This window comes from Aurantiacibacter atlanticus, from assembly GCF_001077815.2.
Classification (GTDB): Bacteria; Pseudomonadota; Alphaproteobacteria; order Sphingomonadales; family Sphingomonadaceae; genus Alteraurantiacibacter; species Alteraurantiacibacter atlanticus.
Window position 1 is genome coordinate 129,669 of record NZ_CP015441.1, and the last position, 21,900, is coordinate 151,568.

The 21,900-nt window shown below is 61.7% G+C and carries 19 protein-coding genes; 8 read left to right on the forward strand and 11 right to left on the reverse strand.

Annotated elements, in window-relative coordinates:
- Positions 1-62: 62 nt before the first annotated feature.
- Genes CP97_RS15310 through CP97_RS15325 form a run of 4 tightly spaced genes read right to left on the reverse strand, consistent with a single transcriptional unit; the run spans position 63 to position 1,939 of the window.
- Positions 63-338: a DUF5676 family membrane protein gene (locus tag CP97_RS15310; protein WP_063612655.1), complete on the reverse strand. Its 276-nt coding sequence runs from the start codon at positions 336-338 to the stop codon at positions 63-65.
- 51 nt (positions 339-389) lie between these two features.
- On the reverse strand, positions 390-866 hold the full coding sequence (locus tag CP97_RS15315) for a DUF411 domain-containing protein (protein WP_063612656.1): 477 nt from the start codon (positions 864-866) through the stop codon (positions 390-392).
- Positions 867-877: 11 nt separating this feature from the next.
- Positions 878-1,270 carry a RodZ family helix-turn-helix domain-containing protein gene (locus CP97_RS15320; protein ID WP_063612657.1) on the reverse strand — a complete coding sequence of 131 codons (393 nt, stop codon included), beginning with the start codon at positions 1,268-1,270 and terminating at the stop codon, positions 878-880.
- Between the two features lie 9 nt (positions 1,271-1,279).
- Entirely contained in the window at positions 1,280-1,939 is a 660-nt protein-coding gene (locus CP97_RS15325; protein WP_063612658.1) for a DUF2231 domain-containing protein, read from the reverse strand.
- Between the two features lie 131 nt (positions 1,940-2,070).
- On the opposite strand from CP97_RS15325, the gene CP97_RS15330 reads away from it, so the two are divergent.
- The 8 genes from CP97_RS15330 to CP97_RS15365 all read left to right on the forward strand — a co-directional run bounded on the left by CP97_RS15330 (position 2,071) and on the right by CP97_RS15365 (position 10,338).
- Positions 2,071-2,367 (forward strand): hypothetical protein, encoded by a 297-nt coding sequence (locus CP97_RS15330; protein ID WP_149036576.1) that lies wholly within the window; start codon positions 2,071-2,073, stop codon positions 2,365-2,367.
- The gene (locus CP97_RS15335) at positions 2,367-2,807 is read left to right on the forward strand and encodes a periplasmic heavy metal sensor (protein ID WP_063612660.1); all 441 of its coding nucleotides are present in this window, start codon (positions 2,367-2,369) and stop codon (positions 2,805-2,807) included. Before CP97_RS15330 ends, CP97_RS15335 begins: the two co-directional genes overlap by 1 nt.
- A gap of 7 nt (positions 2,808-2,814) precedes the next feature.
- Positions 2,815-3,375 (forward strand): RNA polymerase sigma factor, encoded by a 561-nt coding sequence (locus tag CP97_RS15340; protein ID WP_063612661.1) that lies wholly within the window; start codon positions 2,815-2,817, stop codon positions 3,373-3,375.
- A 58-nt stretch (positions 3,376-3,433) separates the two neighbouring features.
- Positions 3,434-5,296 (forward strand): copper resistance system multicopper oxidase, encoded by a 1,863-nt coding sequence (locus tag CP97_RS15345; protein WP_063612662.1) that lies wholly within the window; start codon positions 3,434-3,436, stop codon positions 5,294-5,296.
- A complete protein-coding gene (locus CP97_RS15350) occupies positions 5,293-6,444 on the forward strand; it encodes a copper resistance protein B (RefSeq protein WP_063612663.1) in 1,152 nt (383 codons plus the stop codon). Before CP97_RS15345 ends, CP97_RS15350 begins: the two co-directional genes overlap by 4 nt.
- A gap of 17 nt (positions 6,445-6,461) precedes the next feature.
- Positions 6,462-7,022 (forward strand): YybH family protein, encoded by a 561-nt coding sequence (locus CP97_RS15355; protein ID WP_225871716.1) that lies wholly within the window; start codon positions 6,462-6,464, stop codon positions 7,020-7,022.
- 6 nt (positions 7,023-7,028) lie between these two features.
- On the forward strand, positions 7,029-7,766 hold the full coding sequence (locus CP97_RS15360; RefSeq protein ID WP_174539187.1) for a PepSY domain-containing protein: 738 nt from the start codon (positions 7,029-7,031) through the stop codon (positions 7,764-7,766).
- Positions 7,767-7,872: 106 nt separating this feature from the next.
- Positions 7,873-10,338 carry a membrane-bound PQQ-dependent dehydrogenase, glucose/quinate/shikimate family gene (locus tag CP97_RS15365; protein ID WP_063612664.1) on the forward strand — a complete coding sequence of 822 codons (2,466 nt, stop codon included), beginning with the start codon at positions 7,873-7,875 and terminating at the stop codon, positions 10,336-10,338.
- Between the two features lie 129 nt (positions 10,339-10,467).
- Here the strand turns inward: CP97_RS15365 and CP97_RS15370 are convergent, their stop codons facing one another.
- The 7 genes from CP97_RS15370 to CP97_RS15405 form a co-directional block, all read right to left on the reverse strand.
- Positions 10,468-12,831 (reverse strand): heavy metal translocating P-type ATPase, encoded by a 2,364-nt coding sequence (locus CP97_RS15370; RefSeq protein WP_063612665.1) that lies wholly within the window; start codon positions 12,829-12,831, stop codon positions 10,468-10,470.
- 12 nt (positions 12,832-12,843) lie between these two features.
- Entirely contained in the window at positions 12,844-14,382 is a 1,539-nt protein-coding gene (locus tag CP97_RS15375; RefSeq protein ID WP_063612666.1) for a multicopper oxidase family protein, read from the reverse strand.
- Between the two features lie 173 nt (positions 14,383-14,555).
- On the reverse strand, positions 14,556-14,939 hold the full coding sequence (locus CP97_RS15380) for a copper-binding protein (protein ID WP_202392052.1): 384 nt from the start codon (positions 14,937-14,939) through the stop codon (positions 14,556-14,558).
- Positions 14,918-18,085 (reverse strand): efflux RND transporter permease subunit, encoded by a 3,168-nt coding sequence (locus CP97_RS15385; RefSeq protein WP_063612667.1) that lies wholly within the window; start codon positions 18,083-18,085, stop codon positions 14,918-14,920. Before CP97_RS15385 ends, CP97_RS15380 begins: the two co-directional genes overlap by 22 nt.
- Positions 18,082-19,599 (reverse strand): efflux RND transporter periplasmic adaptor subunit, encoded by a 1,518-nt coding sequence (locus tag CP97_RS15390; protein ID WP_063612668.1) that lies wholly within the window; start codon positions 19,597-19,599, stop codon positions 18,082-18,084. The genes CP97_RS15385 and CP97_RS15390 overlap by 4 nt, the downstream gene beginning before the upstream one ends.
- Positions 19,596-20,831 carry a TolC family protein gene (locus CP97_RS15395; protein WP_063612669.1) on the reverse strand — a complete coding sequence of 412 codons (1,236 nt, stop codon included), beginning with the start codon at positions 20,829-20,831 and terminating at the stop codon, positions 19,596-19,598. Before CP97_RS15395 ends, CP97_RS15390 begins: the two co-directional genes overlap by 4 nt.
- Positions 20,832-21,412: 581 nt before the next feature.
- Positions 21,413-21,856: a CBS domain-containing protein gene (locus CP97_RS15405; protein WP_063612671.1), complete on the reverse strand. Its 444-nt coding sequence runs from the start codon at positions 21,854-21,856 to the stop codon at positions 21,413-21,415.
- Positions 21,857-21,900: the final 44 nt, after the last annotated feature.

Genomic DNA, 21,900 nt, shown 5'->3' on the forward strand with positions numbered 1-21,900 from the left:
CCCGTCCGGAATGCCGGGAGCGCGTCGATCACGACAGGTCTTGTGGAGTGTGAGGTGCAACGTCATCCGCGCTTTTCTCGACCGAACACGGCGTAAAGCGGCACCACGACGACGGCAATATACCAGCCATAAAGGAAGCTGCCGAGGGCTCCGGCAAGGAAGCCGCGCCAGGTCAGCCATTCGAAGCCGGGCAAAAGAGGCGCCCAAGCTTCGTGCATGTGAAACCGCTCAGGGAAAAGGAGGCCGAAACCCACACAAAGCAGATAGCTGAGAAGCAGAAAACTGCTGAGCGTCCAGCCCCATCGCAAGATGTCCGGGCGGATCGATCGATCGGTCATATCGGCTTTCCTTTCAATCGGATCGTTTTCACTCCAGCCCGCTCCAGCGGGTCATGGATAGCTTGCAAATACGCGCTCGCCCGCAGGGCCGAAGGCAATGACCTGGTAGGGCTGCACCCTCCCGCCAACTTCCATGCCGGGGGAGCCCAGGGGCATTCCCGCAACGGCGAGGCCAGTCACGCCGTCGGGTCGTTCTTCGAGAAGGCGCGCGATCTCGCGTGCAGGAACATGTCCCTCAATCACATAGCCATCGACTTCCATCGTATGGCAGGAAATCAAGTCGTCAGGCACGCCTGCATCAGCCTTAACCTCGGCCATGGGACGGTCTTCGCGAACCGTGACCTCGTGATCCAGACCGGTGCGAACATGCTTCGCCCATTCCCCGCAGCATCCGCATTGCGGATCGCGGAACATTACATAGGGGCTTGCCTGTGCGGCGCTCGTGCAGGCTGCAAGGAGGATCACGCCGAAAGTAGCGAGTGCCGCGCGCGCGCGGCGTATGCCCAAGCCAGTAACTATGAATTTCATGCTCAAATCTCCTACATTCCTTCCATGTCGTGATCGGACATGGTCTCCATGTTGTGCCCTGCATGCGGGTCGACCGGTTCCGGAACATCCGAGGTCGTTGGAGCGGGTGCCGGCGTCAAACCAGTTGTCGGCGTGCGCGGTGGTGGCGCTTCGGCCGGACCAGCCGGCTTGCGCTCGGTCGCGGGTACGCTGGCGACGGGCGCGGTTTCTACGCCGGTCTCGGTCGAATTTACGGAAGCGGCCTCAACTGGCGACGGCGCGCTCGCCGGTGCTGTCTCGATGGCAGCCGTATTTCCGTCATCCGCCATAGGCTCGGGTTGTTGATCGCACGCCGCCAAGCCCGCCAGCGCGGTCCCGAGGAAAAGCGTTCCAATCATCTTCTTCGTCTTGAAATGCTGCATCATGTTTATCCTTCAGATCCAGGAGAGGCCAAGGTGATCGGGGCCGTGCGCAAGTTCTCCGCCGAGAAAACCCTGAAGCAGAATGAGCGCGGCCATCGCGAAAAGTCCGGTGCGCAGAAGGACTCTGTCTTTACGCGGCCTGTAAGCAAGGGCGGCAAGAGCGAGACCGAGCGCGGCGATCAGCATTCCGTTCCAGCGGTGGAGATGCATGACCGTATCGCCGCCAAACCAGAGGCCGGTATGAATCCAGCCGAACAGGGCTGCGACGACGGCACCGCCCGCACCGCCATAGATCAGCACGCGGACAGCGGGTTCGGCTGCAGCGCCTCTCCCGGCCATGACGAACAATTCGGCCAAGGCTGCCAGCAGGAACAGTGCAATCGGGAAATGGATCGTCGCGGGATGCAGCTTCTTGAGGACAGTGACAAAGTCACCCTCACTGACGCTCTCGTGTCCGCCGGATGCGTCATCATGGCCGTCGGAGCCGTGGCCGGCTTCGGCAGACTGACCCGAGGCGCTTTGCATCCCGCTCATGCCAGTCGCTTCCTGACTTGGCTCGGAAGAGGCGGCAGCGTTCGTAGCGGGATCATGCGCTTCGTCGCCGTGCGCATAAACAGGACCGAGCGGCAGGATCACCGCGCAAACAAGTATCAAAAAATGGACTGCTTTCATGGTGGCGCGTGCCCTTTCACCGCAGATTAACGAGAGCTATGCTGCCTGTTACGCATCCCGAGCCGCCTCCCCTCATTAAATATCTTTGCGGGGAGCGGACGCGCCGCGCGTATGGGAAGAACGAACAGCAGTTGAAGGATCGACCCGCACCGATGGAACAGGACCTGGACCCTATTCTGAGCGCTCTTGCCCACGATGTTGCGCCCGGCGTGCTCGGCGGCTTCATGGAAGGCGTCTGGGAACGTGTCGGCGATATGAGTGCGCGGCGGGACGGGGCCATGCGCAGCATGCTGTTTGCCGGCCTGTTCGCAGTTGGACTCGGCGCGGGTGCCCTCACGGTTCAGGCTCCTGTCTATGCTCAGGAACCCGCCTACCCGCTATTTAGCGACGCCCGCCTTTCTCCCGCCGCGCTGCTACACGTCGATTGATGAAAAGTCCCAAACTGTATATCGCGCTTGCCGTCCTACTCGCTGCTCTTGCGGGATTTCTGGGCGCGGTCGCAGCAGAGCGATGGTTCGCGCCAACCCAGCCGGGCAGTCTCCACGAATTCGTTCACGAACAGCTCGACCTCACCGCCCAACAGGAAGATCGGCTCGACCGTCTCGAGGAGCGCTACGCAATCGAGAACGCCCAGCGCGAACTGGCGGTTCGGCGTGCTAACGCCAATCTGGCCGCCGCGATGGACAAGGAGCATGAATACGGCCCCGAGGTCAGTCTAGCCATCGACGAGGTCCACCAGAGCATGGGCGAATTGCAGAAGGCGACGGTCCGGCATGTTTTCGCGATGCGCCGCATTCTCGACCAAGAGCAGCAACGCGAATTCGATCAGCAGGTTGCCCGGTCACTGACCGGTTCGCCTTCGGAATGATCGCGGAGTGCAGGGGCAGCCGGATAGTCAGGAGCAGGCGCTTGTTGCAAAAGTTGCCGCCGGTGACCGCCGCGCATTCACGGAACTTGTAGAACCGCTCATACCCCGCCTGCTTGCAACCTCATTGCGAATGGTTGGCTCACATGATGAAGCCGAAGACGTTGTGCAGAATGCCCTTGCTTCGGCGTGGATCGCCCGCAAGCGCCTCGATCCGGCGCGGCCCGTTCTCCCGTTCCTCACGACGATCACACTCAACAAATGCCGCGACAAACTCCGCAGGCGGAAGGCAGCGCAGTTCCTGGGGTTCGGAAAGGCTTCCATGCCGGAACTTGCCTCCGATCCTGCGCCCTCGCCGGAATCCGAGACAGTCGATCGGCAGCTTCTGCAAAAGACCCATGCCGAAATTCAACGGCTTCCCGTGCGGCTGCGCGAGGCGCTGATTCTCGTTGCCATCGATGGGCGAAGCCAGAACGAGGTTGCCGATATAATGGGTGTTTCGGAGAAGGCGGTGGAATCGCTGGTCTACCGTGCCCGAAAGGCTCTGAAGGAAAAAATTTCGCGCGCGTGAGGGGAAGCGCCTCCAGCCGCGTAGGATAGGGCAAACCTCCTTCGAACAGGACTTTCTCATGCAAGCAATCAATCGACGCAAATTCCTGGGCTCGAGTATCGTCGCCGGCGGCCTGTTTGGTGCCACCGCCGCGATGCCCGCCTGGGCGCGCGGCGGCAACATGAATGGCGCGACGATCCGCCAGGGTTTCGATGAAGTATCCGGCCGCAATATCGATCTAACCATCGCGCGCGGCCCGCGAATTGTTCAGGGCCGTAGCGGTATGGGAGTGGCGGTGAACGGTAGCGTTCCCGGTCCGCTGGTGCGGCTGAAAGAAGGCGATCCTGTCAATCTCAATGTGACAAATGCGCTGGACGAAGACAGTTCGATCCACTGGCACGGACTGCTTGTGCCGTTTCAGTTCGATGGCGTGCCCGGTGTGAGCTTTCCCGGTATCGGGCCGCGGCAGACATTCACCTACGAAATGCCCGCCATACGGCAGGCTGGCACCTATTGGTGGCATAGCCATTCCGGCCTGCAGGAACAGGCCGGGCATTACGGGCCCATCATCGTCGATCCTACCGGACCCGATCCGGTGCAGGCCGACTACGATTACGTGATGCTGCTCAGCGAATTTACGCCGATGCATCCCCACACAATCATGTCGAAGCTGAAGAAGGGCGAGGGGTACTTCAATTACCAGCAACGCACGTTGACCGATGATTATCCGCTGACCGGAGAAGAGCGCCGGATGTGGGCAGAAATGCGCATGATGCCGACAGATATCCTCGACGTCACGGGCTCGACCTACACTTACCTCGCCAATGGACACGGTCCCGAAGAAGGGCTGGAATATCTGTTTTCGCGCGGCAAGCGGGTCCGCATCCGGGTGATCAATGGCAGCGCCATGTCCTTTTACAACGTCCGTATTCCCGGGCTGAAATTCTGGGTCGTAGCGGCCGACGGTCTCAACGTGAGGCCGGTCGAGGTCGAAGAGTTCCAGATCGGCACCGCCGAGACCTACGATATAGTCGTCGAACCGACCGGCGAAGCGCATACCATCGTCGCGGAAAGCATGGATCGCTCGGGCATGGCGGTCGCCACGCTTGCCAGCCGCCCCGGTGCCCGCGCGCCTGTCCCCGCGCTGCGCGATCCGCCGCTCCTGACGATGGCCGATATGGGCATGGCGGGTATGGGTGGCATGGCTGGAATGGAAGGTGACATGTCAGGCATGGATCATAGCGCGATGGGACATGGAACCTCGCCGCCGGACGGTATGGACATGAGCGACAGCGGCGACGGGTCAAGCGAGGGAGCGATGGCCGGAATGGCTGGAATGTCGATGGGCGGCATGGACATGCGCGACACGTCCAGGCTGCCACCCGATGTGAAGGTCAGTCCAGGCATAGACATGGTTGCCATGAACCCGCAGGACCGGATGGGCGATCCTGGTATCGGCCTCGACAAGGTTCCGCATAAGGTGCTGAACTACAAGGATCTGGTCGCGCTCGAACCGAATGACGATCTGCGCACGCCGTCGCGCCAGATGGAAATTCATCTCACCGGGAACATGGAACGCTACATGTGGTCGTTCGACGGCGAGAAGTTCTCGGCCGTCAGCGACGAGCCGATCCGCTTTGCCTATAACGAACGGGTTCGGGTCAAGCTGGTCAACAACACCATGATGGCGCACCCGATCCACCTTCACGGTCATTTCTTCGAGCTCGTCAACGGCGCACCTGCCGATCGCCAACCACAAAAGCACACGGTGGTCGTGCAGCCCGGCGGCTTCGCCCAGTTCGATCTCACCGCCGACGAGCCAGGAGACTGGGCGTTTCACTGCCATCTTCTCTATCACATGCATGCCGGCATGTTCCAGATCGTAACGGTCGCGCAGGAAGCAGGGCAACCAGACGTACAGCGCGTGGGAGAGAGCGGATGAAGTATATGATCGCGCTCATGCTCGCCGGAACGGCAACGCCCGCCTTCGCGCAAGACCATGGCCATAACCATTCCATGCCGATGCAGCCTGCCGACCCGCAGGACGCAGAGGAGGCCGCCGAAGAGGAAAGCAGCGGAGAGGATGCTTCGCCGCCATCCTCCGCAATGCCCATGGACCATTCGCAAATGGACCATGGTGCAATGGATCACCAATCCATGCAGCCGCAAGGTGAAGGTAGCCCCGAGATGCCGCAACCCATGGGCCAGTCACCTGTAGACCACTCACAGATGGATCATTCGCAAATGGGCCATGGGTCGATGGATCAGTCCGGAGTGGTCGACGACCAAGCGGGCGGAGAAATGGACCATTCCGCCATGGGTCATGAGGCGATGGCGATGGACATTCCCTCGGGTCCGCCGCCCGCTTCCGCGGGTTCGGGCCCTGCACGCGCCGCAGATGCCATATGGGGTGTTGAGGCAATGCGCGAGAGCCGTGAGCAGTTGCGCGATGAACAGGGCGGCCAGACATATTTCTGGTTCCAGGGTGACCGCGTCGAATACCGCGCGCGCGAAGGATCCGACGGCTATCTGTTCGACCTTCAGGGGTATTACGGTGGCGATCTCGACAAATTCTGGTTCAAATCGGAAGGTGAAGGCAGTTTCGGCGAGAAGATCGAAAGCGCCGAAGTCCAGGCGCTCTACAGTCGCGCTATCGCGCCGTTTTTCGATTTCCAGGCCGGTATCCGGCAGGATTTCGCGCCATTGGACCGCACCTATGCGGTGGTCGGCATCCAGGGCCTCGCACCCTATCTGTTCGAGGTGGATGCCGCCGCATTCCTGTCCGACAAAGGCGACCTGACGGCGCGCATTGAGGCCGAGCTCGACCAGCGAATTACCCAGCGCCTGGTCCTTCAACCCCGTGTGGAAGCGTCCTTTTCGGCGCAGGACGTGCCTGAACTGGGCATCGGTGCGGGCTTGGATACAGTCGAAGCCGGCCTTCGCCTGCGTTATCATTTCGCGCGTGAGTTCGCGCCCTATATCGGGATCGATCAGGAATGGAGGATCGGTCAGAGCGCCGACTACGCACGCGCCGAAGGAGAAGATCCCAGCGTGACGAATTATGTCGTCGGCATACGGTTCTGGTTCTGAGTAACAAGGAAAGTTCGATGCACACTACAATCATTCGGGGCGTGGCCGCTGCGGCGCTTGCTTTATCCGCGGCACCGGCGTTGGCCCAGGACATGGACCATTCCGCGCATGGGGAGCATTCGCAATCGAAGCAGATGGACCATTCGGCGCAGGGCATGAACCAGGCGGATCATATGGCGGCCATGAACGACGACGTCGCGGGGGCGGAGGCTGCTCTCACAGCGTATCGTAACGCGCTGACGGCGCGCGATGCTGAGGCCATGACAGCCTTGTTTGCGGAAGAATCCTTCGTTTACGAGAACGGAAAGGATGAAGGCAGCTTCACGAACTACATGGCGCATCACCTGGGGCCTGAACTGGACGCGATCACCAGTTTCACCTTCGGTGAGCCGACCGTTGCAGTCACCCGGATGGGACACATGGCTTACGGCCGGGAAACCTATACCTACCGGATTGAACTGGCGGATGGACGCGTGATCGATCGCGAAGGCGTGGCAACGTCGGTACTCACGCACGACGCCAATGGCTGGAAGATCGTGCAATACCATTCATCGTCGCGTCCTCCTCGCAACCAATAAGACCTCATGGCGTCGGTTCCAGCTCTACGAAAGCCGTCACGCAAGCTGCGGCTGCACATATTCGGCAGCAAGCTGCATAAGTGGCTCGCGCTTGTTGTCGGCGTGCAGGTGCTGTTGTGGATGGGAACCGGCGCTATCATGTCCTTTCTCAAGATCGAGCAGGTACGGTCCGAGCACGTCATATCGCGCGAGGCCGAAACACTCGATCCTGAGTTTCCGGCGCCGCAATGGTTGGTGGATCGACAGGGCATCGTTGCCGTGACGACCAAGTCCGTAGCTGGCCGTCCCCTCGTTCAAGTCGAGCGTAGCGATGGCTCGATGACGCTTCATGAGACCGAGACCGGAACGAGGGTATCTCCCCTCCCACTCGCCGATGCCCAGGCCATCGCTTCGCGGGCCTGGACCGGTCCCGAGACCTCGATCACCGGTGCTAAGCTGATCGAGCGCCCGATAGGAACAGAGTTCCGAGGTCCGTTTCCGGCGTGGCAAATCACCTTCTCCGATCCAGACGCGACGAGGCTCTACATCGATGCGTCGAGCGGCGCGATTCTCGCCGCTCGAAGCGATACCTGGCGCTTCTTCGACTTCGTCTGGGGCTTGCACATCATGGACTGGACCCAGCGCGACCGGATCAACAGCTGGTGGCTGCTGCTTTTCGGAATCGGTGGAACGGTCATCGCGTTGTCGGGCTTTGTACTGCTGGCGAACCGGTTCCCGAAACTGCGCCGCAGAAAGGTCCGGTGATCTATCCAAGGTATCCAATAATCGCGCTAATGATAGAAAGGCGCAATGTCATCCCTGCCCAGAAGTATCGGGAAAGTTTGCCAAGATCAAAACAGCGAGGCCCGTCATGAACAGTTCCGAACAAACCGCACCTCATCGAAAGGTTTCGATTCTACCGCGGATAGTCGCGATTCTGATCGGACTCATCGGTGCAACACTGTTTGCCGGTGGCATCTGGCTCGCAATCCTTGGCGGCTCGCTTTACTATGGGCTGACCGGCGCGGCGCTGCTTGCTTCCGCCTATTTCATCTTTCGCGGGAAAGCCTTGGGCGCGTGGATTTACGTCGGCATCTATATGGTGACCGTGCCCTGGGCATTATGGGAGAGCGGCAATGATCCGTGGGCGCTCGTGCCGCGGCTTGTTGGTCCGACCGTTCTCCTCGCTCTGGTCGCTTTGGTTTCACCCCGCCTTTATCGGCCGACAAGATGGCCAGTTGCACTTGCAGGGGCTGGGGGAGCGGTGGTGTTCCTTGCGGTTGCACTCTGGGTTGCATCGGCATCGGGCCCCGATCCGGTGAGGGGGGAACTCCCGATAGCCCAGGCCGGGATAGAGTTCGAGGATGTGGGCGTTGACTGGCCAGCCTGGGGAGGAACCCATTCAGGTCAGCGTTATTCGCAGTTGGATCAGATCACACCGGCCAATGTCGGCGGCCTGAAGCGCGCATGGATAGCACATACCGGCGATCTGCCCCTAGGTGCGGGTGAAGGCAAATACGCCCCAGAAACGACCCCGCTGAAGATCGGCGACCGTTTGTATCTGTGCTCGGCGATGAATATTCTCATCGCGCTCGACGCGCAAACCGGCGCGGAAATCTGGCGCCACGATCCACAAGTCTCCACCGCCGCCATTCCCTATTCGGCCTCCTGCCGCGGCGTGACCGCCTACACCCGCCCACGGGACAGCGGCACACAGCTTTCCGGAGGCGCCCAAGGCTCTCCTTCCCAGAATGGAGGCGCGCCGCTCGTACCTTCGAGAGCTGCAGCGAATTGCGCGATGCGCATTATTGAAGGGACGCTCGATGGCCGTCTCATCGCCGTCGATGCCGAAACCGGCCGCCCCTGCGCCGACTTTGGCGTCAACGGCGAGGTCGATATCAAAGAGGGCATGGGCCAGACATATCCAGGCATGGTGGCGATCACGGCTCCTCCGGTGATCGTGCGCGGCAACATCGTGACGGGCCATCAGGTTCTCGACGGGCAGCGCAACAGCGCACCGTCGGGCGTAATCCAGGCGTTTGACGCCGTTACCGGGGAGCGCGCCTGGGCATGGGATATGGGGCGTCCGGGAGAATTTGGCGAACCTGCTCCAGGCGAGCAATTCACGCGCGGGACGCCCAATATGTGGACGACGGCTTCGGCGGACGAGGAATTCGGTCTCGTCTACCTTCCCATGGGCAACAGCGCGGTCGATTACTGGAGTTCGGATCGCAGTCCACAGGAAAACGAATTCTCGACGGCGCTCGTGGCATTGGACGGCGAGACGGGCGAGCCACGCTGGCGTTTCCAGACCGTATACAAGGACGTCTGGGACTACGACCTCGGGAGCCAGGCAACGCTTGTCGATCTGCCGGGCGGAACGCCGGCGATTATTCTCCCGTCGAAGCAGGGCGAGATCTACATTCTCGACCGACGTACCGGTCGACCGCTGCACACCGTGATCGAGCGCGCCGTGCCGCAAGGTGGTGTGGAGCCCGCCGAGCGCACCGCCACGCAGCCCTATTCGGGCTTTGCGACGCTGCGCAGACCCTCTCTCGAAGAACGCGACATGTGGGGCATGACGCCAATCGACCAGATGATCTGCCGCATCCAGTATCGGCAGTCGGCCTATGATGGCTACTATACGCCTCCCACGTCAGATCGCCGGTGGATCCAGTATCCCGGTTACAATGGTGGATCCGACTGGGGATCGGTGGCGATCGATCCGCGCCGCGGAGTGATCTACGCCAACTATAACGACATGCCCAACCACAACCGCCTCGTCCCTCGCGCAGTGGCGGACGAAAAGGGATGGGAGCCGCGCGGCCCGCAGGGCAATCAAGGTGGCGGTGGTTCTGAAGGTGAAGGCTCGCCCCAGACCGGTACGCCGTTCGCCATCGACGTCAACGCGGGCTGGCGGCTCGGGCTGACCGGCCTTCTGTGTAAAGAGCCGCCTTATGGCGGCATTCGTGCGATCGACATGAGTAGCGGCGAGACGCTATGGGACCGGCCCTTCGGTTCGGCACGCGCAAACGGTCCCTGGGGTCTTGCTCTTGGCATTCCGTTCACGATCGGTACGCCCAACAATGGCGGCGGTGTCGTGACGGCAGGAGGACTGCTGTTCATTGCCGCGACGACCGACAATCTGATCCGCGCGATCGACGTAGAAACCGGTGAAACCGTCTGGACCGACGTCCTGCCGGGCGGCGGCCAAGCCAACGTGATGACCTACTCCCAGGACGGCCGCCAGTATGTCGTGGTTATGGCAGGCGGGCATCATTTCATGAAGACACCTGTCAGCGACGCAATAGTAGCCTACGCGCTGCCCTGGAACTAGCTAAGGAGAAATCACTGGGCAGAGGGATTGCCTGCCAGCGTTCCTAGGCAGAACCGGCATTGATCGCTTCAAGCTTCGTGTCCGTCATCACAAATAAGGCCATTTGCCGCTTCGTGACACCCCGGTTTTCTAGCGATTATTTCGATCCTGCACTTGCATTTCGAAAACCGGAAGCTTCACCCCCCGCAATCGCAAAGCATTGGCAATAACCGAAACCGATGACAGGCTCATCGCCGCTGCCGCAATCATCGGGTTGAGCAGCAGTCCAAACGCCGGGAACAGCACCCCTGCGGCAACCGGTATCCCGAGCGTGTTATAGGCAAAGGCGAAGAACAGGTTCTGGCGGATGTTGCGCATGGTCGCGCGCGACAGGATGATTGCCTGCACTACCCCGGTCAGATCACCACGCACCAATGTTACACCGGCGCTTTCGATCGCTACATCCGTGCCCGTTCCCATGGCAATGCCGACATCGGCGGCTGCCAGAGCCGGCGCATCGTTTATACCATCGCCCGCCATGGCGACGCGGCGTCCTTCACTCTTCAGCCTTTCAATCTCGCGGTGCTTGTCCTCGGGCGAGACATTGGCGTGCACCTCGTCGATGCCCATTTCCCGCGCGACCGCTTCAGCCGTTGCTCGGCTATCGCCGGTCAGCATGACCACGCGGATATCGCGAGCGTGCAAAGCGGCGATGGCTGCCGCGCTGGTCGGCTTGATCGGATCGGCCACCGCGATCATCCCCGCAGGGTGCCCATCGAATGCGACAAACATCACTGTTTGTCCTTGCGAGCGACCGCTTTCCGCAGAGCCCAGCCAGACATCGTCATCGATCCCCACCCGCCGCATCATCTTTTCATTGCCGATGGCGATGCGACGATTCTGTACATTCGCCTCGACGCCTTCCCCCGTGGTCGAAGCCAGGTCTGTGGCTTCGGCAGGCGAAACACCGCGGGCCCGCGCGCCTTCTACTATGGCGTGCGCGAGCGGGTGTTCGCTGCCCATCTCGACGCCCGCGACCGCGGCAAGGAATTCGGTTTCGTTGATACCCTCGACCGGGTCGACCGCAACCAGGTCAGGCTTACCCATCGTCAACGTGCCGGTCTTGTCGACCACCAACGTATCGATCTTCTCCAATGTCTCCAGTGCTTCGGCATTGCGGATCAGGATGCCATGCTGCGCGCCCTTGCCTGTGCCGGTCATCACCGACATCGGCGTGGCAAGCCCCAGCGCGCAGGGACAGGCGATAATCAGAACAGCAATCGCATTGACCAACGCATAGGCAAGCGCTGGCGCGGGACCCCAGATGGCCCACACCGCAAAGGTGACGATCGCAACAACCACGACCGCAGGAACGAACCAGCCCGCGACCTGGTCCGCGAGCCGCTGGATCGGCGCGCGGCTGCGCTGCGCCTCGGCAACCATCTGGACGATCTTGGACAGCATCGTGTCCTTGCCGACATTGGTGGCACGCATGATGAAGCCGCCGGTCTGGTTCACGGTCCCGCCGATAACCGTATCGCCCGCGCGCTTGGTCACGGGCAGAGGCTCGCCGCTGACCATGGATTCGTCGATCGCGCTTGAACCCTCCTCGATTTCGCCATCGACCGGCACTTTATCGCCGGGCCGCACTCGCAAGCGGTTGCCGGTCGCCAATTCGTCAAGCGGCACTTCGCGTTCGTCGCCATTGCCGAATATCTTCACCGCCGAGGGAGGTGCGAGTTCGAGCAGCGCCCTCAGGGCGCTGGAAGTCGAACCGCGCGCCTTGAGTTCGAGTACCTGGCCCAGAAGCACGAGCGTGGTGATAACCGCCGCCGCCTCGTAATAAACGCCCACGCGCCCCGAGTGGTCGCGGAAGGCAGGCGGGAACAGATCCGGCAGCGCCGTTGCCACGAGGCTGAACACATAGGCAATGCCCACGCCGATCCCGATCAGCGTAAACATGTTGAGATTGCGGGTCTTGAGCGATTGCCAGGCCCGGACGAAGAAGGGCCAGCCGCCCCACAGGACCACCGGCGTGGCAAGGAGGAACTGCGCCCATTGCGCCCTGGCAGGCTCAATCAGGCGGTCGAAGCTGATCCCCGGGATCATGTCTCCCATTGCATAGACAAACAGCGGCAGCGTCAGGAGCGCGCTCCACCAGAACCGGCGGCGCATGTCGACCAGTTCCGGATCGGGCCCTTCATCCAGGCTGACAGTCTCGGGTTCGAGCGCCATTCCGCAGATCGGGCATGAGCCGGGACCGGGCTGGCGGATCTCCGGGTGCATCGGACAGGTGTAGATAGTGCCTTCCGGCACGTCCTCAACAGCATCGAGATGCGCGTTCGACAGATAGAGCTGGGGGTCCAGGAGGAATTTGTCGTGGCAGCGCGAAGAACAGAAATAGTGCTCCGCCCCCTCATGCTTGGCCTTGTGTTTCGCGCCGTCGATCTCGACGCTCATCCCGCAGACCGGATCGATCGCGGTTCCCTTGATCACGCTTTCATCCCTGCTCATGACCATTCCTTCCTAGCTGTTCACCACGACGAACTGCCCCATCATGCCCGCATCCTCGTGTTCGAGGATGTGGCAGTGATACATGTAGGGCGTGTCCGGGTCGCTATGTTCCTCGAAGCGCAGCAGCACGCGCACCTGCTCGCGCGGATTGACAATAACCGTGTCCTTGAAACCGGTTTCCAGTGGCGGGGGCGCGTGGCCATCGCGGTCGATCACACGAAACTGGACGTTATGAATATGAAAAGGGTGGGCCATCATCGAAGCGTTGGCGATTTCCCAGATTTCCCACTGGCCGACGGGCACCCGCTCGTTGATGACATTCATGTCCATGCTGGCACCATTGATAGACATCCCGCCGCCCATCATGCCCATATCGAGCACGAACCTCCGGGTTCGCACTGCAAGTGAAGGGTCGAGTGCTGGTAGCGCGGCAAGCTGCGGCGGCAGATTCCTTCTCGGCGAGGAGCCAGAGGGTCTGATATCGAGGATCCGGAACGGCTCGTCCGTCCGGGCATCGTCGCGGCGTCGGCCCATCATACCGCCGCCCATCATGCCGCCGCCGTTGCCCATCATGCCCATCGAATTGTCCGGACTGGTCGCCAGAAGGCTGAGTGGGCGCCCCTCGGAAAGATCGACGAGGATCTGCGCCCGCTCACCCGGTGCGAGCCTGAGCGAGCGGACTGCATGCGGGCGATCCAGCAAGCCGCCATCGCTCGCGATGAGCTCCATGGTCTGACCACCGGACAGCGAGAAATCGTAGAAGCGTGCGTTCGATCCATTGAGGATCCGCAAGCGTAACTGACCGGTCCGAGCGTCAAACACCGCGTTTTGCGTGCCATTGACGTAGATACGATCCCCGCGCACGCCCATCATTTGCGCGTGCATGTTCTGCGGATAGTGGATCCTGCCGGAACTATCGAGCAAGCGGTCCTGAACAATAAGCGGAATGTCATCGACGCCATATTCGCTCGGCAGATCCAGCGCCTCTTCTTCGTCATCACGGACATAGATCGGTGCGGCAAGACCAGCATAGACCTGCGGTCCTGTGCCGCGATGCAGGTGCGAATGATACCAGTAGAGCGAGGCGCGCTGGCGCACTTCGAAAGACGGGCTCCAGCGGGCGCCGGGGCGGATCAGCTGGTGCGGCCCGCCGTCCGCAGCGGCGGGAAGTTCGAACCCGTGCCAGTGGACGGTGGCTCCCTCGTCCAGACCGTTGTCGACATGCAACCGGACGCGCTCGCCGCGGCGCATCTCCAATGTCGGACCGAGATAAGGCGCGTTCACTCCGATCGTAGGCGAAGCGACTCCGGGAGCGAATTCCTTCTGCCCAGCGGATATTGACAGTCGAAAGACCCGCTCGCCTTGTTCGACAATTCCCTGATCGAGCTTCGGAATGGCGAGCGGATTCGCGCCGGCTCCATCGGCGCTAAACAGCGAATTTCGTGCTTCGCAAGCAGACAAGGGAAGAGCCACAAGGCCGGTCGCCGCTGCGCCGGCCCGTCGCAGTAATGCGCGTCGATTGAGACCCGATGCCTTCGCCCACTGGTCCATCTTACCTGCCCCGGAGATATTTGATCAGTGCAGCGATGCCCAACACCATGAGGATGGTCAGCAATAAGCAGAACAGGCCCATGATCCCCATCATGGCCGCTGGCATGTCACCGTTCATCATCGTACTTCTCCTATTGTGCCGACCCCGAAAATGATCCGGGGCCGGTTCACAATTACTTCTTGGTGATCGAAGTGATCGTGTTGCCGCCTTCGCCGGTTGTGAAGTCGAACGAGATCGTGTCGCCAACCGCCACGTCCTGACGCAGCTGTTCGTCGGCTTGGAACCCCATCGTCATGGCGGGCCATTCGATCGCGGGGACAGCGCCGTGATCGACTGTGATCGTTCCCGCATCGGCGTCGATGGCGGTGACGATCCCTTCGGCGCTGGCGGTCCGCATCGCGCCATCCGATCCCATCATCGGCATGTCGCTATCGTCCATCGGCATCTGAACGTCTGCCATGGCCGTGTCGTCCATCGCTTCGGTATCGTCGCCCGAGTCGCACGCGGCGAGAGCCAGCGGCGCTGCCAATAGGGTCACGAGGGTTGTAATACGCATTCTTCTTCTCCTTCGAGGGGTTTGGACCGTTTGGCCCTGGGCCGCCGCATCATCAGAAAGGCGGCGGGAAGTACGAACATTGAAAGCAGCGGGGCGGTGATCATCCCGCCGATCATCGGGGCCGCGATACGGCTCATCACCTCGGATCCGGCGCCAGTGCCGATCAGGATCGGAAAAAGTCCAGCGAGGATCACGGCGACGGTCATCGCCTTGGGCCGGACGCGGAGCAGCGCGCCTTCGCGGATGGCTGCCGATACCTCCTCGGCATCGAGATCGCCCTCCCGCCGTTCCAGCGCGGCCTTCAGGTAGATCAGCATGACCACGCCGAACTCCGCTGACACGCCTGCCAGCGCAATGAACCCGACGGCGGTGGCGACGGATTGGTTGTATCCCATCAGGTAAAGTAACCAGAACCCGCCGGTCAGCGCGAATGGCAGCGTGCCCATGATCAGCAGCGCCTCGTCGAAGCGGCGGAAGATCAGGTAAAGTAGCAGGAAAATGATCGCCAGCGTCGCCGGCACGACGATCTTCAGCCGTTCGTAGGCGCGGGTCAGATATTCGAACTGCCCGGCATAGGACAGACTAACGCCGGCGGGCAGATCGACCTCCGCCCCGATCGCTTCCTGCAACTCGCCCACCACCGAGGTGAGGTCGCGACCACGTACATCGACATAGACATAGCTGGTCGGTCGGCCCTGCTCGCTCTTGAGCATGGGCGGACCGCTGGTCACACGAACATCCGCCACCGTGCCAAGCGTGATCTGCTGTCCCGCAGGGGTCAGGACCAGAAGATTGCGCAGCTCATCGACGCTGTCGCGGATCTCGCGCGGATAGCGGACATTGACCGGATAGCGGGCCAGCCCCTCCACCGTGCGCGCGACATTCGCTCCGCCGATCGCGCCCGACACGATCTGCTGCACATCGGCAATGTTGAGCCCGTAACGGGCCGCTTCCAGACGATTGATATCAACATCGACATAGCGCCCGCCTGAAAGCCTTTCAGCGAGCGCCGAACTGACGCCTGACACTTGCTTGGCAATCTGTTCGACATGAAGCGCCACGCGTTCGATCTCGCCCAGATCCTCACCAGAGACCTTGACCCCGATCGGGCTTTTGATGCCTGTCGCGAGCATGTCGATGCGGTTGCGGATCGGGGGTACCCAGACATTGGCGAGGCCCGGGACACGGACCACCCGGTCGAGCTCCTCGACCAGCTTGTCAGGCGTCATCCCTTCGCGCCATTCCTCACGCGGCTTGAAGCTGATCGTCGTCTCGAACATCGTCAGCGGCGCGGGATCGGTGGCCGTATCAGCGCGGCCCGCCTTGCCGAAAACGGTGTCGACTTCTGGCACCGTCTTGATCAGGCGGTCGGTCCGCTGGAGCAGAACCGATGCCTCACCCGGCGAAAGTCCGGGAAGCGCGCTCGGCATATAGAGCAGGTCGCCTTCATCGAGAGGAGGCAGGAATTCGCCGCCCAGCCGCGTGAAGGGTACCAACGTCGTCGCAAAGATCAGTCCGGCAATGACCAGCGTCGCTTTCGGACGCCGCATTACCCAGTCGAGCCCCGGCCGATAGGCACGGGTCAGCGCCTTGTTGATCGGATTGCTGTCTTCCCGCGGTATCTTGCCCCGGATCAGCCATCCCATCAGCACTGGAACCAGCGTGACCGACAGGATCGCCGCCGCCGCCATCGCATAGGTCTTGGTGAAGGCCAGCGGAGCAAAGAGCCGCCCTTCCTGCGCCTGCAAAGTGAAGACCGGCAGGAAGGACAAGGTGATGATCAGAAGGCTGAAAAACAGCGCCGGACCCACTTCCTTCGATGCGTCTGCGACGATCCGCCAGCGCTCCTCACCCGACATGACCGTATCGGGATTGTCCTCGGTCCAGCGCTCGATGTGCTTGTGCGCGTTCTCGATCATCACCACCGCCGCATCGACCATCGCACCGATCGCGATGGCAATGCCACCAAGCGACATGATGTTGGCGTTCACGCCTTGGAAGCGCATCACCAGAAAGGCTGCCAGAACGCCCAAAGGCAAGGTAACCACGGCGACCAGCGCAGAGCGGGCGTGCCACAGGAACAACAGGCACACGAGCGCGACGACGATGAATTCCTCGATCAGCTTGGTGGTGAGGTTATCGACCGAGGCATCGATCAGTTGCGAACGGTCATAGGTGGTGACGATCTCGACCCCGTCGGGCAGGCTCGCCTTCAACTGTTCCAGCTTCACCTCCACCGCCTCGATCGCACCGCGCGCGTCGGCCCCTTGCCGCAGAATGACGATGCCGCCCGCGACTTCGCCCTGGCCGTTCAGTTCGGCGATACCGCGGCGCAGTTCGGGACCGATCTGGACATTGGCGACTTCGCCAAGCATGACCGGCACACCCCCCGCTTCAGCCCGCAGGGGGATCGCACGGAAGTCATCGAGGCTGCCCAGATAGCCTGACGAACGCACCATGAATTCCGCTTCGCCCATCTCGACGATGGATCCGCCCGCCTCCTGATTGCCGGCCTGGACCGCCTTGACCACTTCGGCGTGAGTCACGCCGAGCGAGGCCATGCGGTAAGGATCGAGGACGATCTGATACTGCTTGACCATGCCCCCCACGCTGGCGACCTCGGCGATGCCCGGAATGGTCTTCAGCTCGTAACGCAGGAACCAGTCCTGCAGGCTTCGCAGCCCTGCAAGGTCGTGACCCCCGTTGCGGTCAACCAGGGCATACTCGTAAATCCATCCCACACCGGTTGCGTCGGGGCCTAGCGTGCTTTCGACGCCGTCAGGCAAGCGGTTCTGGACCTGGTTGAGATATTCGAGCACGCGCGAGCGCGCCCAGTAGAGATCGGTCCCGTCCTCAAAGATCACGTAGACATAGCTATCGCCGAAAAACGAATAGCCGCGCACGGTCTTTGCTCCCGGCACCGAGAGCATGGTCGTCGCCAGTGGATAGGTAACCTGGTCCTCCACGATACGCGGGGCCTGCCCGGCATAGTTGGAGCGGATAACCACCTGCACGTCGGACAAATCGGGAAGCGCATCGACAGGGGTGGTCCGCACTGCCCAGAAGCCGGCGAGCGCCAGGCCGATCGCCGCCAGAACCACGAAAAGGCGGTTGGCGATCGAACTGTCAATGATCCGCGCGATCATTGGCCGGTCTTCCGGATCGAGACGATGCGCGGACCGGTGCTTGCCTGAACGAAGGTAAAGGTCACCCGGTCGCCGCGTTGGAAACCGCGAACCTGGGCCGGACCTTCAGTGGCAAAACCCATCGTCATGGCTGGCCATTCCAGAGCTTCGACCGGCCCGTGCCGCAAGGTAATGCTGCGGGAAGTGATGCGTTCGATCGTACCTGTGGCTCGATAGGTGCGCGGCTCGTCCGCATCCGCCTGCGCCTGTGCGCCTTCTTCACCGGCAGCCGTCGGTGCATCATCGATGGGACGTACATCGATACCCGCAAGGCTGGCTTCGGAATCGAGCAGGAACTGGCCGGAGGTAACCACCTCCTCGCCTGCCGCGAGGCCCGCGAGAACTTCGGTGCGGCCGCCTGCTTCTCGCCCGATCCGGACTTCGGCAGGTCGGTATCCTCCGCTTTCCTGAGTGATCATCACCAGCGTGCGTTCGCCGGTGCGGATCACGGCCTCCGACGGGATGAGCAATGCTTCACGCCGTTCAGGAGCGATCGTGACCTGCGCAAACATGCCCGGTTTCAGGCGAAGGCCGGGGTTGGGCATCGCCGCGCGCACGGTAATCGTCCGGCTTGCCTCCTGTGCACTCGGCAGGATGGCAATGATCCGCCCTGCAAATCGCTCGCCAGGAAAAGCGGTGAGCGTCACGCTTACCGGCTGTCCCACGCGGGCGCTTCCCGCAAGGGCCTCGGGCACAGCGGCCTCGAGCCAGATCGGACTGTAGCCGCTGATTTCGGCGAGGCTTTGGCCTGCCATGACGGTCATGCCCGGCCTTACACCGAGCGAGGTAATCGCGCCCGATTGCGGCGCGGTGACGGTGATCGTCGATTGGGGTCTCCCGCTTCGAGCCACCGAGGAGATCACGCCTTCCGGCATCCCGAGCAATCGAAGGCGCTGGCGGGCTGCACTGGTAAGCGCCGCGTCGCCAGTGGCCGCCACGGCAAGAAATTCCTGCTGGGCGCCGCCCCATTCGGGCACCAGCAAATCGACGACCGGCGCGCCTCTTGCGATCAGATCCTGCGGGGCGTGGCCGTATGTTCGCTGAACATAGCCGCCCGCGCGTGGCTGGACGATCGCTACCTCGCTGCCATTGTAGGCAAGCGTGCCGGTCACCGTCGTTTCCGGTTCCAGCACGCCGTATTCGGCCTCGGCAGTGCGGATCCCGAAGTTCTGGACCATTCCGGAATCGATGCTGACCCCTTCGCCAGCCTGCGCATCGCCGCCCGCGCATTTGGGAACCAGCTGCATGTCCATGAATGGCGACTTGCCCGGCTCGTCGAAGCGCTGATCCGGCACCATCGGATCGTACCAGTAGAGCACTTCTTCGCAGCCGGCATCGGCAGCGGCGTCACCGCCATCGCTGCCGCCGCCGAGCATCGACAGACCGTAGCCAGCCCCCAGGCTGATCAGGGCTATACCCGCCGCCGCTGCATAAGAACGCTGGCGCGGCGAAAGACGTTCGAACACGGCTTTCATGGCCTGTCCTCCCCATATGTAAGTCGTAGAGTTGCAGCGGCTTCGACAGCCATCTGTTCGCGTTCGAGAATCTCGAGTTCGAGCAATGCCAGCGCAGATTTGGCCGCGATCACTTCAACGAGGTCGGCGCGTCCAGCAGCGAAGCTGGCGGTTTCTAGGTCGGCACGGTCGCGCGCGAGCGGGAGAAGCTGGTCACGCGCACGTTCCCATTGCTGTAGCGCGCTGCGCCATTCAGCAAGATCGGTTTCGAACCGGGCCCTGATCGCCCTCAGGCGGTCGACGCGCTCGGCCGAGGCGGCAGCAGCGTCTGCTTCGGCCGCCGCGATGCGCGGATTCTGCCGCCTGTCAGTGAAGATTGGCAAAGTGACCGATCCCATGACCGATATGACACTGCCAAAATCAGGATTACGGTGTCCATAAGTCACGCTGACGCCGAAATCAGGTCGCTTTTCAGCGCGTGCCAGATCGGCTGCAGCTTCGGCACGTCGCTGCTCGGCATCCGCCAGACGCAATTCCGGATTGGCCTCCAACGCGAACCGAAGCTCTTCCGGGTCCATGGTAACTTGGGGAGCGCCCCCCGCAGCGACGGGCTCGCTTCCGGCGATATATCGCTGCAGCCGGGCACGCGCGGCTGCGCGCGCGGCCTCGATCCGGGTAATGGCATCCTCGATTTCGAGAAGCTCGCGCCGGATCGCAAGGCTGTCGGCAGGTCTGGCCGATCCCGAAGCGACGGCACTGACTGCGACCGGAACGAAGTCCCTTAAGCTGTCCAGAGAGTCGCGCGCAAGAGCGAGGCGCTGCTGAGCATAATACAGGCCAATCCAAGCCGTCCCGGCCTCGGCGAGGATGGAACGTTCGGACAAGCCAAGACGGGCTTCGGCAATACCGATTTCGGATCCGGCAAGGCCGTATCGTGCTCGCCGCCTGGCAAGATTGGGAATTTCCTGCTCGATGCCCACCGCGAGCTGCGTCGGCAATTGCGCATACGGATTAAATGCAGCGGGTCCGGTGACCGGCAAGTTCATCACGCCTGCACGAACGCGTGGATCGGGCAATTCGTCCGCTGCGTCCGCAGCATCGCGCCTCGCCTGTACACGCAAAGCGCCCGCTTCAAGCATGGGCTGTTCCGCCCGCGCCGCCGCAAGGGTTTCTTCATAGCCGACCGACTGCGCTTGGGCAGCCTGCGCGACCAGCAGGGCCGAAAACGGCACCCAACCAATTCGCCAGTTCATAAATCTCACTCGTGCAGAGCGAGCTGACGACATAACATGCCGCACCGGCGAAGACCGGTTCGTGCGGCTGCATCGTTCGTCAGTCTCGCAAAAGTCGCAACGCGCCTTCAGGGAAAACTAGACGGTGAGGATTGGTTTTGGAGGAGGCGATTCCGGTCGCGGTGGATCTGTTTCAAACCACGGGGCCGCAGAAACAAGGTAGCTCGGTACCAAACGAAGGGGCGCACCCTCCATTTCAGTCGCATTCGACAGAGCCAAAGGCGGCAAGCAATTCATGGCAATCACGCAATCGAGCGTCATGCTGGAACATGGTCCTGCCGGATCGGTGGATGTATCGTTATCGGCCATCTCGGCACAGTCGCTCATCTCCGCCGCCTCGATCTGAGGAAGGGCTGCCGCATTCGCTCCAACCTGGACAAAGAGTCCGAAGCCAAAAAGGATCAAGGTCAAGGTACGAATGAACTTCACCGGCCCGAGATAGTCGGGGGCGAGGCGATTGACAAGTAACGAGCGATTGCGGACGGGGACCGATCAGATCGCCCCGTCCGCTTTATCCGCGTAAAATCAATAGTCTTGTGCGACTAGCAGCATCCCGCCGAAGCTGGCTCCGAACTGGCCTCCGATACCTCGCGCACGAGGTCGCCGGTTTCCTTCTCGGCTGCACTTCTGGCGATATCGGCCTGCGCAACGATGCCGCAACATTTGCCCTCGTCATCGACCACCGGAAGCCGGCGAACCTGATTGTCTTCCATCTTGGCGCAGCATTCATCGACACTCGCATTGACGCTGACAGTGACAGGTGACGACGTCATCACTTCCTCCACGCTTTGATCGGAGGAATAGCCTTTGGCAACACACCGGCAGGCGATGTCCCTGTCAGTCACCACACCCACCAAAGCGCCGGAATCGTCGACAACGGGGATTTGGCCGCAATCATTATCGACCATCAGTAAAGCTGCCTCTTGCACGGTGCTCGATGGATTGCAGCATGCGGGGTTCGATGTCATTACGTCTTGGGCCTTCATGTCGCCTCCTACTCTTCGAAAATTGTAGTTTGATATGACAGAAC